This is a genomic window from Martelella sp. AD-3, assembly GCF_001578105.1.
GTDB lineage: Bacteria > Pseudomonadota > Alphaproteobacteria > Rhizobiales > Rhizobiaceae > Martelella.
Genome location: NZ_CP014275.1, coordinates 1,571,862 through 1,584,549 on the forward strand (window position 1 = coordinate 1,571,862; position 12,688 = coordinate 1,584,549).

The following is a 12,688-nucleotide window of genomic DNA, read 5'->3' on the forward strand; positions in this document are numbered from 1 at the left end:
TCGAACACATGGGTGCCGAGGGGGTCGATATCCTGATCAACATGCCGGCATCCAGGCGGTGCGCGCCACGTTCGCGCTCCATCCGGGCAGCCAAGGGCGGCATCAATCTCCTGACGCGTTCGATGGCAGCCAGATCATCCGCGTCGACGGCGGAATGCTCCCCGTTCTTGAGAGGCGTCGAAGGAGCGACCTTGAGCGCGCGCCGCTGCTTTCCGATCTCGGGCTTCAGTTCAGGTCCATCGCAGGTCTGCTTCTCCCGCGTTCGCCGGAACAGCAGACCTACCGCAATTGCACCGCGTTTTTGTCATATCCCGCGGTGCAGGGACGGCGGCTTGGCATACTTGCTATATACGGGAAATATATAGGACAGTTTGCCCTGCTATAAGTTCTCAATAGCGGATCTGGTTTTGAATCCGCAAAACGGACGGCGTCACATTTGTCGGAGGAAGCAGAGATGAGCGACATGATCGATTTTGCCGCAGGCGCGCCGGGTATCGGTTCCAGGTGGACGTCGAGCGCCAAGAGCGGGGTTGGCACCGCGCTTTCGACGGCTTCGCCGGTCTGGTTTACGCTGAGCCACGGCATTCTCAACGAGATATATTATCCGCGCGTCGACAGCGCCTGCACCCGCGATTTCGGTTTCCTCGTGACCGGCCCGGATGGCTATTTTTCCGAGGAAAAGCGCGATTGCGAGCAGGAGACAACGCCGCTCGAGGATGGCGTTCCGGCCTTTTCGATCGTCAACACCGCCCTTGACGGCGCCTACCGGATCAGAAAGCAGATCATCAGCGATCCGGCGCGGGCTGTCGTCCTCCAGCGCATTTCGTTCAGCGCGCTCAAGGGCAGGACCCGCGATTACCGGGTGACCGCGCTTCTAGCGCCGCATCTGGTCAATGCCGGTGCGTCGAACTCCGCCTGGATCGGCGAATTCGAGGGCGCGCCGGCGCTGTTTGCCAGCGGCCGCTCCCGCTATCTGGCGCTGGTATCAAGCGCGCCGTGGCGGGCAATGTCCGCCGGTTTCGTCGGAACGTCGGATGGCTGGCAGCAATTGTCCCGGCATGGGCGGCTCGTCGACCAGTACCAGCGCGCCGATGACGGCAATGTGGCGCTGGCCGGCGAGATCGATTTTTCCGGCGGCGATGGTTCCGTGGTACTGGCGCTCGGTTTCGGCCAGACCGAACACGAAGCGGCGGCCGCAGCCACGCGGAGCCTGAAGGACGGCTTCGACCACGCTCTGGATAAATTCATAACCGGCTGGCGGAAATGGCAGGACGGTCTGGTCCCGCTCGATCGCAAGGCGGAAGACGGGATCAACGCCTATCGCGTCTCGACGGCGGTGCTTGCGACCCACCGGGCCTCGGACCGGCCCGGCGCCGCGGTTGCCAGCCTGTCGATCCCCTGGGGCTATTCGAAAGGCGATGACGATCTTGGCGGCTACCATCTTGTGTGGCCGCGCGACCTGGTCGAGACGGCCGGCGGCTTTCTGGCCGCAGGCGACGCGAAAGAGGCGCTGGCGATCCTCGATTATCTGCGCGAGTTGCAGCAGCCCTCCGGCCGCTGGGCGCAGAACTTCTGGCTCGACGGCAAGCCCTACTGGCATGGCGTCCAGATGGACGAGTGCGCCTTTCCGATCCTGCTTACCGACATGTTGCGGCGTCAGGGCCATCTGAACAGCAAGACGATCCGCCGCTTTCTGCCGATGATCAAGAGCGCCGCCGGCTATATCCTCGCCAATGGTCCGTCCACCGGAGAAGACCGCTGGGAAGAGGACGGCGGATACAGCCCGTTCACGCTCGCGGTCGAAATCACGGCCCTGCTGGCCGCTGCCGATATTCTGGAAGCCGAGGGCGAAACGAAAGCGGCCCATCATCTGCGCGAGACGGCCGATTGCTGGAACGAGCAGATCGAGAAATGGACCTTCGAGGGCGATCCGGACCTCTGCCGGGCACTGGATATCGCGGGCTATTACGTCCGCATTGCCGCGCCCGGGGCAACGGATGCCGCCGGACCGGCTGGCGAAACGCCGATCCGCAACCAGACGCCCGACCGTTCGATCATGGCGAGCGATGCCGTGATCAGTCCGGACGCGCTGGCGCTGGTGCGCTTCGGGCTGCGCGCGGCGGACGATCCGCATATCGTCGATACCGTCAAGGCGATCGACCACACGCTGCGGAGGGAACTGCCGCAAGGCCCGCTCTGGTACCGCTACACCGGCGACGGCTATGGCGAGCATGAAGACGGTCGGGCATTCGACGGTATCGGTCAGGGGCGGCCCTGGCCCTTGCTGGCCGGCGAGCGCGCCCACTACGAGCTTGCCGCCGGCCGAACCGATGCGGCCAAGGCCCTGCTTCAAACGCTTGAAAAATCCGCCAATGCCGGCGGGCTGCTCCCGGAGCAAAGCTGGGATGGCCCCGACATGCCGGACCGCGAGCTCTATTTCGGGCGGCCTTCGGGCAGCGCGATGCCGCTGGTCTGGGCGCATTCGGAGCATATCAAACTGTTGCGCTCGCTCGCCGATGGCGCCGTGTTCGACATGCCGCCGCAGGGCCGGAGCCGGTATATCGAGAGGCAGACAACGTCAAAAATACGGATCTGGCGGTTCGACAACAGGCTGGCCACGATCCCGGTCGGCAAGAATCTCAGGATCGAACTGGCGGATGCGGCCACCATTCACTGGAGCGCCGATGGCTGGTCGACCGTCAAGGACATCAAGACGAGGCCATCGGGGCTCGGGACCCATTTCGCGGATCTGCCATTGAAGGGCGTGGAACCCGGACATGCCGTGGTCTTCACTTTCTTCTGGCCGGAAAGCGGAGAGTGGGAGAATGTAGATTTCACCGTTCGCGTCGGCGAGTAGAGCGAACCAGCACAGGAGGCGGAGTTTGGACATGCAGATTGGAATGATGGGGCTCGGGCGGATGGGCGCCAACATGGTGCGGCGTCTCATGAAGGACGGCCATGAATGCGTCGTCTACGACGTCAACGCCGACAATGTCGCCGCACTGGTGAAGGAAGGCGCGGTCGGCGCCAGTTCCGTCGAGGACCTTGTCGACAGGCTGGAAAAGCCCCGCGCGGTGTGGATGATGCTGCCGGCGGCGATCACGCCGCGGATTGCCCGCGACCTTGCGGGCAAGCTCGAAAAGGGTGATGCCATCATCAATGGCGGCAATTCGCACTATCGCGACGCAATCGACCTCGCCGCGGAATTTTCGCCCGCCGGCATCGACTTCATCGACGCCGGCACGTCGGGCGGCGTGTGGGGTCTCGAGCGCGGCTATTCGCTGATGATCGGGGGCCCGAAGGCTGCGGTAGAGCGGCTCGACCCGATCTTCGCCTCGCTCGCGCCGGGCGCCGATGCGGGGGCAGCGCCGGACGCATCCACGGGCACGGCATCGCGGGGCTATCTCCATTGCGGGCCCACCGGGGCGGGCCATTTCGTCAAGATGGTGCATAACGGCATCGAATACGGCGTGATGGCGGCCTATGCGGAAGGGCTGAACGTGCTGAAGGCGGCCAATGCCGGCAAGGCAGAACGCGAAGTCGACGCCGAAACCACGCCGCTCTCGAACCCGGAATACTACCAGTTCGACATCGATCTCGCGGCCGTGACCGAGGTCTGGCGTCATGGCTCGGTGATCGGCTCCTGGCTTCTGGACCTGACCGCGGCGGCGCTGAAGGAGAACCCGCATCTGGAAGGCTTCGACGGCAGGGTGTCGGATTCGGGCGAAGGCCGCTGGACATTGCAGGCGGCAATCGACACCGGCGTTCCCGCGCCGATCCTGTCATCGGCGCTGTTCGAGCGGTTCTCCTCGCGCGGCGAGGCGGAATTTGCTGGCAAGATTCTCTCGGCGATGCGCTACGCCTTCGGCGGCCATCTGGAAAAATCGTGACGGGGCGGAGGTCGAGACGATGACGGAGCAAAAATCCGACGCCCTGGTCGTGTTCGGCGTGACCGGCGATCTGGCCCACAAGATGATCTTCCCCTCGCTTTACGCCATGGTAAAGCGGGGAGCGCTGGTGACGCCGGTGATCGGCGTCGCCTTCGACGACTGGACCCTCGACCAGCTGATTGCCCGCGCCCGGGACGCGGTGGAGACCCATGTCGAGGCGATCGACGAGGCGGTGTTCGCGAAATTCACCGGGCTTCTATCCTATGTTTCCGGCGATTATCGCAGCCAGTCGACCTTCGACACATTGCGCGAGACGCTCGGCAAGGCCAAAAACCCGCTCTATTATCTCGCCATCCCGCCCTCGCTGTTTGAGACGGTCGCAGGCGGGCTCGACAAGGCGGGCATCGCCAGCGGCGCCCGGCTGATGGTGGAAAAGCCGTTCGGGCGCGATCTGGAATCGGCCGAGGCGCTCAACGCCGTGCTGCATGCTGTGTTCGAGGAGGATGCGATCTTCCGCATCGACCATTTCCTCGGCAAGGAAGCGATCCAGAACCTGCTCTATTTCCGCTTCGCCAATGCCTTTCTGGAGCCGGTGTGGAACCGCGACCATATCGACAGCGTCCAGATCACCATGGCCGAAGATTTCGGCGTGGCGGGTCGCGGCAAGTTTTATGACGAGGTCGGCTGCATCCGCGACGTGATCCAGAACCATCTGGTCAACGTGCTGCTGCTTCTGGCGATGGAGCCGCCGGTGACCGGTTCGTCCGACGATCTGGTGGACGAAAAGGTGCAGATCCTGAAGGCAATCCCGCCGCTGACCCACGAGGATGTGGTGCGCGGCCAGTTCGACGGCTATCTTGACGAGCCGGGCGTCGCCGCCGGCTCGACGACGGAGACCTTTGCCGCCGTGCGGTTTCACCTCAACACCTGGCGCTGGAGCGGCGTGCCCTTCTTCATCCGCGCCGGCAAGAACCTGCCCGTTCACGCGACCGAGGTCGTGGTCCGGTTCAAGCGCCCGCCGATCGCGCTTTTCGACACGGTGGAGCATTCCAGCGCCAATTATGTCCGCTTCCGGCTGGGCCCGGAAATCGCGATCGGCCTTGGCGCGCGGCGCAAGTCGCCGGGCGAGGACATGCGCGGCGAGGCGGTGGAGCTTGCCGCCGTCGATGACGGCGTCGGTGATCTGGCGCCCTATGACCGGCTGATCGGCGATGCCATGGCCGGCCGGCGCGAACTCTTCACGCGCGAGGACGCCGCCGAACTCGCATGGACGATCTTCGAGCCGATCCTCGACGACAAGGCGCAGCCGGAAAAATACAAGCCCGGCACCTGGGGCACGGAGAAGATGATACGCTTTGCCCCGCCCGGCGGATGGTTCGATCCAGCGAAATCCTGAAGGAGCAAGATATGGACCAGACCAATCAGAAAGGCGGCGAGCGCCGCGCTCTCGCCATCGGCGGCAGCCCGGCTAGAGCGCCGTGCGTCCATTCGGACGCACAAAGGACGCTCTAACCTATTGAATCTACGCATCGTGCTTTCCGAAAATCGATTCCGATTTTCGGAAAGCACGATGCGCTAAATGGTTATCCGCGGCGGCTTCCGCCTTTGGCAGAAGAATAGCCTGATTGTCTGCCGCCTTCCGGAGTGGATTGATATATTGATACTCTATGCAACACTCCGGCGCTTTCGTTTTACGCTGGCGTTTCTGGCGGTCATGCTGGTCGCCAATGCCTTGGCCGGCACCTTTTCCGGCGAATTGCCGGCAAGCGCTCTGGCAGACTGGGGCATCGGCAAGGATGCCGTATGGTCGGGAGAAATCTGGCGGTTCGTGACGGCCACTTTTCTCTCCCACGACCGGGGCATGCTGATCCGCCAGTTTTTCTTCGCGGCCGCCATTCTGGGTTATACGGAATGGAAGCGGGGCAGTGTCTCGACCCTTGTCCTGTTCTTCTCCCTCGATCTTGCGGCATCGTGCCTGCTGCTGCTGGGGATCACCCTGTGGCCGGACACCACGGGCCTGTCGGCGGCGCATGATGTCGGCATGTCGCTGGGCGGGTTCGGGCTTGTCGGACTTGCCCTGTCCGGCATGCGCTGGCGGTTTCCGCTTTTGGCGGTCGTGCTCCTGATGATCGGGCTGAAGATTGCGTTTGCTTTTGATCCGCTTGCCGACATCGGCCACATCATCGCGCTGTGGCTTGGATTTCTGCTGGGATTGGCGCAGCTCAGAAGGTCGGCGAGGTAGGACCGGTCAGGTAACATGATGCCTGTGTTCAGGCACGATGACGCGGTCATGGCAAATTGACCATTTGCCAACTGCACGTTACGATTCCGAACGGTTAGGCGGCCGGTTCTTCGGGCCGCCCTTTTTGTCGGGTCATCCATGGTTTCTGAAGGCGATCAACCCATACCGGCCAAGCGCCGAGCAGTCTCATTCGTCCGGAAGTTCGGACCTGTGCTGGCCACGTTCATTCTGTTCGGCCTCGGCGCATTCGCCGTCTACGAGGCGTTGCACGGGATCACGATTTCCGAGGTCATCAGCCGGATAAAACTGACGCCGACCCATTCATTGCTTGTTGCCCTGCTGGCCACCGCCGGCGGATATGCGGCGCTGATCGGTTATGACTGGTCGGCGCTGCGCTATGTCGGCAAGGGGGTGCCCCTTCCGACCCTGTCACTGGGCTCCTTTACCGCCTATGCGCTGAGCAATTCAATCGGGCTTGCCGTCCTGTCCGGAGGAGCCGTCCGGTATCGGTTCTATCGCGGCCTTGGTCTCTCCATTGCCGATATCACCGTGGTCTCGACCTATTGCGCAATGGCCTTCGGCATCGGCGTCACCGTGATCGGGTTTGCGGCGATTGCCTGGCATCCGGCGGCAATGGAGCACTTCGTTCCGTTGTCGACCGAAACGATCAGGGTCGCGGCGCTTGCGGCCTTCGCCGTGGTGACGATTGGCGTCGCCTGGAGTTCAATCGCCCGGCATCCGATCGGGTTCGGCCGTTTCAGATTTGTCATGCCGCCGCCCCGCGATGCGGCGCTTCAGATTCTGTTCTCGCTCCTCGACATCATCTTCGCAGCGGCAACGCTCTATATCCTGTTGCCGTCCGGCGCATCGGCGGTTGTTACCTTCCCGACCTTCGTTGCGGTTTTTGCCGCAGCTGCCGTCGCGGCGGTGCTCAGTCACGTTCCGGGCGGCGTCGGCGTTTTCGAAGCCGTCATCCTTGGCGCGTTCGCAACCGTGTCGGATCAGGCGGCCGGCATCGCCGCGGCGCTGCTCGTCTACCGGATCATCTACTATCTTCTGCCGCTTCTGGCCGGCGTCCTCATCCTTGTCGGCGTGGAGATCCGCGAAAGAATAGCGCCGCTTGCCAAGCCGACGGGAAAGGCGCTCAGCGCGCTTTCTGTGCTTTCTTCCCTGACCGCTCTGATGCCGACCGCCGCCGCCGGTCTGACCTTTCTCGCAGGACTCTTGCTCATTCTGGATGGCATCGTGCCGATCCCGAAGGCCATTCTGGAGGAGCTGCAGCCGGCGGTTCCGCTCGGCCTCTTCGAGCTCTCAAACGTGATCATGGGCGTGACTGGCGGCATTCTCATCGTGCTTGCCAATGGTTTGCGGGCGCGCTCGCGCAGCGCCTTCTACATGGCGATTGTGATCTTGGGTCTCGCCGTGATTTCCCTGCTCCTTCAGCGGCTCGATTTCGGTCTCGCTTTCGCGCTTGCCTTTCTGGCGGCGGTGCTTTGGGTCTCACGGGATCGTTTCGATCGCAGGACGCCGCTTTCGGCCGGCCAGCACTCCATGACATCGCTTGCGCTTTGGGCCGGGTTTGCCATTTGCGTCGTCCTGTTTTTCCTGTTCGCCCAGCAGGATGCCGAATATTCCCATTCCCGCTGGTGGCAGTTCGCATTCGACGCAAACATGCCGCGGGCGCTGCGGACGGCCGGCATCAGCGTTTCGGTGTCGCTCATCGTGCTGTTGTTCCTCGCGCTGAGGCCAAGGGCAGGGGCCTCGCCATCAGGCTCCGAAGCCGATATCGCTCTCCTGCGTTCGCTGATTGCCGGTCAGGATGATCCCGATGCGAATTTTGCGCTGTCGAGAGACAAGCTGTTTCTGTTTTCGGATGATCAGAGTGCCTTCGTGATGTATGGCCGCCATGGCCGCAGCTTCGCGGCTCTCGGGCGTCCTGTCGGACAAAGAAACGCGACGGCGGAACTGATCGATGCCTTCGTCTCCGAAGCGAAGCGGGCCAATTGCCGGCCGGCCTTCTACCAGATCGCGGCCGACGATCTGGCTACCTTTGTCGATGCCGGTTTCATACCGAGCAAGCTCGGCGAGGAGGCCGTGGTGGATCTCGGAACCTTTGCCCTGGAGGGGCCGGAACGGCGCAAGCTCCGGCAGGCCTATAACCGCGCGACGCGCGAAGGCCTGAGGATGGAGATTGCCGCGCCGCCCCATTCGGCGGCTTTGATGGCCGAACTGAAAGCGATTTCGGACGAATGGCTCGGCGAGAAACATGTGCGGGAAAAGCGGTTCTCCCTTGGCCGTTTCGACGAGGACTATCTCCAGAACTTCCGGCTGGCGCTGGTGCGCAAGGAAAGCCGGATCGTCGCCTTCGCCAACATCTTCGAGACCGCGACACGAAAAGTCGGCACCATCGATCTGATGCGTCACGCCTCCAGCGCGCCTTCGGGCACCATGGATTTTCTTTTCGTCGCGCTGATGCTCGCCCTCAGGCAGGAAGGCTTTCAGCAATTCTCGCTGGGAATGGCGCCGTTGACCGGACTGGAATCCTCTCGTCACCCGAGGATCTGGGACCATGTTGCGGGGTCCGTCTCCCGGCTTGGCGGCCATTTCTACAATTTCGCGGGCCTGCGCGACTACAAGGACAAGTTCGCGCCGGACTGGCGCTCGCGCTATCTCATGACCTGGGGCGGCATCGATCCGCTGCTCGTTGCCAACGATGTGAACGCGCTCGTCAGCGGCGGGCTTCGCGGCGCGATAACGCGCGGCGCCAAAGGCAGGGAAGACGAGGAATGATCAGCCGGCGCGAAGACCGGGCGGTTTAGGCGTGCGGCGTGTTTGCATCGTGTGCCCTTGGATATTCGCGGAAAATCTGAAACCATCACGAAATCGCGCTGGCTGGGTCGCGCGTATTTCTCGGGAGGCGGGACGTTGACGACCGGGCAGGACGAAAAACAGCCGGCAGGGCTGGCGGCTTTGTCGGTTTCGGCGCTTGGCATCGTCTATGGCGATATCGGCACCAGCCCGCTCTATGCCTTCCGCACGGCGCTCGGGAAGGCGACGCCGGACGAGACCTCCGTGCTCGGCATTCTGTCGATGATCGTCTGGTCGCTGGTGATCGTCGTTTCGCTCAAATACCTGTTGCTGGTCATGCGCGCCGACAATAACGGGGAGGGCGGGGTTCTGGCGCTTCTTGCCCTTCTCCAGCCCTGGCGCGGCGCTTCGCGCAGGGGCAAGGGCGCCCTGCTGGTGGTCGGCCTGTTCGGCGCGGCCCTTCTTTATGGCGACGGCATGATCACGCCGGCGATCTCCGTGCTCAGCGCGATAGAAGGCGTCGAGACGGTCGAGCCGACGATCGCCGGCTATATCATCCCGATCACCATCGTCATTCTGCTCGGGCTTTTTTCGGTCCAATGGCGCGGTACGGCGCGTGTCGCCGTCTTTTTCGGGCCGATCATGCTCGTCTGGTTCCTGACCATCGCGCTGCTCGGCCTTGCGCAAATCATTCATCACCCGGTTGTGCTGAAGGCCCTCAGCCCGGTCCATGCAGTCGAATTCGGCCTTGCAAGACCGGGCATGACCGCCATCGTGATGGGCGCGGTGTTTCTTGCCGTCACCGGTTGCGAGGCGCTTTATGCCGATATGGGGCATTTCGGACGCCCGCCGATCAGGCTTGCCTGGTTTGTCTGCGTCTTTCCCTGCCTCGTCCTCAATTATTTCGGGCAGGGTGCTCTGGTGCTGTCCGACAGCGCCCATGCGGGCGAGCCCTTTTATGGCCTGGCCCCCGGCTTCCTGCGCATTCCGCTGGTCCTGCTGGCAACGGCGGCCACCATCATCGCGTCCCAGGCCGTCATCTCCGGGGCCTTTTCCCTGACACGGCAGGCCGTGCAGCTCGGGCAGTTTCCCCGCGTCGAGATCCGCCAGACATCCGCGGAAGAAACCGGGCAGATCTATGTCCCCTCGATCAATCTGTTTCTGGCCGTTTCCACCGTGGCGCTGGTGCTGGCCTTCCGCAGTTCGGAAAATCTGGCGGCGGCCTATGGCATCGCCGTCAGCACGACCATGGTGATTACCACGATCCTGCTCTATTTCGTGATGGTTTACCGGTGGAAGTGGAAAGCCCGTTTCGTCCTGCCGCTCATAATCTGTCTTGCCCTGATCGACCTGACCTTCCTGGTGTCCAACAGCCTGAAGATCATGGAGGGCGGCTGGCTACCGCTGGCGGTCGGGGCAGGGGTCTTCATTGTCATGCGCACCTGGGCGGCCGGTCGCGGCCGGCTCATCACCTATCTGAACCGGAAGGGGCAATATCTGGATGCGTTTCTGGAAGAATTGCGCCACAAGGATGTCCCGCGGGTTCCGGGAACAGCGGTTTTCCTGACCGCGTCACTGCCGCACGTGCCGCCGGCGCTCCAGCATCAGTTCTGGCATCTGCCGGTGCTGCACGAGCGGATCATTCTCCTGCATGTCGAGAGCGAGGAGATGCCGAAGGTGAACGCCCGCCAGCGGCTTGAGGTCCGGGATCTCGGGCAGAATTTCTCGGTGGTGCATGTGCATTACGGGTTCATGCAGTCGCCGAACATCCCGGTCGCGCTCAGGCTTCTCGGCGAGACCGACGACAGCATCGATCTCGAGCATGTCACCTATTTCGTCGGCCATGAAACGATCGTTCCGTCTCAGGATGCCTTCTTCCTGCGCCGCTGGCGGGAGAAGCTGTTTGCCGTGCTGAACCGCAACGCACTCAGGGCAACGGCTTTCTACAAACTGCCGCCTGAAAAGGTGGTCGAACTCGGCATGCAGATCGAAATCTGATCACGCAACGCCGCTGCCTCGCCTTCCGCTTGACCTTCTTTCGCGCTGCGGATCGCATCGTGCCCATGCGTTGCAACAGTCCCCCGAAAGGCAAGAGAACCACCGGGGGACTGGTCGCGAGAGGTTATCGCGTCACGATTTCCGGCCCCATAAGCCAGTAGGGCAGCGCCGTGGAAATCGACGGCACGTAGGTGACCAGGATGAGGAACACGAACAGCACCGCCACGAAGGGCGCTGCGGCCTTCACCACCTTGATTAGACTCATGCCCGTTATCCCCGATGTGACGAACAGATTGAGCCCGATCGGCGGGGTGATCATGCCGATTTCCATGTTGACCACCATGATGATGCCGAGATGGATCGGGTCGACGCCGAGTTCCATTGCGATCGGGAACACCACCGGCGCGACGATCAGGAGAAGGCCGGACGGTTCCATGAACTGACCGCCGATCAGAAGCAGAATGTTGACCGCGATCAGGAAGGTGAACCAGTTGAAGCCGGCATCGACCATGACCGATGTAATCGCCTGCGGAATGCGTTCCGCCGTCAGCACATGGGCGAAGAGCAGCGCGTTGACGATGATGAACATCAGCATCACCGTGGTCTTTGCTGCCCCTACGGTCGTGTGACGGGTATCCTCATGCGAGATGCAGAACGGCGTCTTGAGGATATTGGCCTTCAGGTTTCGGTACCAGATCGGCACGCCGGCGACGAGATAGGCCGGCACCTGGCTCGCCTTCGCATTTTCGCCGCGCCAGAGCGTATAGGCAATGACGACGCCGATGGCGAGGACGACGCCGGCAATGACCCTTGATGTCAGGCTCGCCCAGGTGGCTTCGATGCCATCGGTGGCAAAGAAGGCGAGGATCAGGAACACAAACAGGAAGGAAATGCCGTAAACCGAGGCGAGAAAGCCCGTCTTCGCGCGCCGGCTGTCGGTGTCCTCGACCCAGCGCATGCCCTTGAGCGGGCCCATGTCGCGATAGATGTAGATCGACACCAGGAAGGCATAGACGGCTGCGACGGCGGCTGCTTCCGTGGGCGTGAAGACGCCGCCATAAATGCCGCCGAGAATGATGACGATCAGAAACAGGCCCCAGCCGGCATCCTTTCCGGCCTCGACGATCTCCAGAAAGCCCTTCCAGGGTTCGGCGGGCAGTTTCCTGATCCGCGCCATGACATAAATGGCCGCCATCAGCATGAAGCCGGCGATCAGGCCCGGAATGATGCCCGCGAGGAACATGCGCCCGACGGACACATCGGTCGCCGCCGCGTAGACGACCATGACGATGGATGGCGGGATGAGAATGCCGAGCGTACCGGCATTGGCGATGATGCCGGCGGCAAACTCCTTGGAGTAGCCGACCTGCCGCATGCCGGCGATCGCGATCGTGCCGATGGCGACGACGGTGGCCGGCGACGACCCGGAAAGCGCCGCAAACAGCATGCACGACAGGACCGAGGCCATGGCGAGACCGCCGCGAAAATGCCCGACGCTGGCAATTGCAAACCGCACCAGCCGCTGTGCCACCCCGCCGGTTGACATGAATGCGGAGGCGAGCACGAAGAAGGGGATGGCCAGAAGCGTATAGTTCTGTGAGGCGGTGAAAAGCTGCAGCGCCACCGAGGACATGGAATCGCGCGAGAAAAACGCGATGAACAGAACCGATGACAGGCCGAGCGAAATGGCAACCGGCGCGCCGGCGAAGAGTAGGCCGAAGACCAGCAGAAACAGAATGGCGATTTCCAT

7 protein-coding genes are annotated in these 12,688 nt (G+C 62.6%); 6 read left to right on the forward strand and 1 reads right to left on the reverse strand.

The genetic code is table 11. The annotated features are described in order from the left end of the window. Nucleotides 1–454: 454 nt before the first annotated feature. The 6 genes from AZF01_RS07245 to AZF01_RS07270 all read left to right on the forward strand — a co-directional run bounded on the left by AZF01_RS07245 (nt 455) and on the right by AZF01_RS07270 (nt 10,938). Complete coding sequence (locus AZF01_RS07245; protein WP_024707138.1) at nt 455–2,857, forward strand: glucan 1,4-alpha-glucosidase; 2,403 nt, start codon at nt 455–457, stop codon at nt 2,855–2,857. Nucleotides 2,858–2,888: 31 nt separating this feature from the next. Beyond that, complete coding sequence (gene gnd / locus AZF01_RS07250) at nt 2,889–3,890, forward strand: phosphogluconate dehydrogenase (NAD(+)-dependent, decarboxylating) (protein WP_024707139.1); 1,002 nt, start codon at nt 2,889–2,891, stop codon at nt 3,888–3,890. Between the two features lie 19 nt (nt 3,891–3,909). Further along, nucleotides 3,910–5,286, forward strand: a complete 1,377-nt coding sequence (gene zwf / locus AZF01_RS07255) for a glucose-6-phosphate dehydrogenase (RefSeq protein ID WP_024707140.1) — start codon at nt 3,910–3,912, stop codon at nt 5,284–5,286. 261 nt (nt 5,287–5,547) lie between these two features. Continuing rightward, complete coding sequence (locus AZF01_RS07260) at nt 5,548–6,132, forward strand: hypothetical protein (protein WP_197489635.1); 585 nt, start codon at nt 5,548–5,550, stop codon at nt 6,130–6,132. A 210-nt stretch (nt 6,133–6,342) separates the two neighbouring features. Further along, complete coding sequence (gene mprF / locus AZF01_RS07265) at nt 6,343–8,922, forward strand: bifunctional lysylphosphatidylglycerol flippase/synthetase MprF (protein WP_024707142.1); 2,580 nt, start codon at nt 6,343–6,345, stop codon at nt 8,920–8,922. A 135-nt stretch (nt 8,923–9,057) separates the two neighbouring features. Continuing rightward, the gene (locus tag AZF01_RS07270; protein WP_081725705.1) at nt 9,058–10,938 is read left to right on the forward strand and encodes a potassium transporter Kup; all 1,881 of its coding nucleotides are present in this window, start codon (nt 9,058–9,060) and stop codon (nt 10,936–10,938) included. Nucleotides 10,939–11,062: 124 nt separating this feature from the next. Here AZF01_RS07270 and AZF01_RS07275 read toward each other — a convergent pair whose 3' ends face one another. After that, a complete protein-coding gene (locus AZF01_RS07275; protein WP_024707144.1) occupies nt 11,063–12,688 on the reverse strand; it encodes a TRAP transporter large permease in 1,626 nt (541 codons plus the stop codon).

Coding starts and splice junctions, on each gene's coding strand:
- gnd (WP_024707139.1), top strand. CDS start 2,889: ATGCAGATTGGAATGATGGGGCTCGGGCGGATGGGCGCCAACATGGTG.
- AZF01_RS07245 (WP_024707138.1), top strand. CDS start 455: ATGAGCGACATGATCGATTTTGCCGCAGGCGCGCCGGGTATCGGTTCC.
- zwf (WP_024707140.1), top strand. CDS start 3,910: ATGACGGAGCAAAAATCCGACGCCCTGGTCGTGTTCGGCGTGACCGGC.
- AZF01_RS07275 (WP_024707144.1), bottom strand. CDS start 12,688: ATGGAAATCGCCATTCTGTTTCTGCTGGTCTTCGGCCTACTCTTCGCC.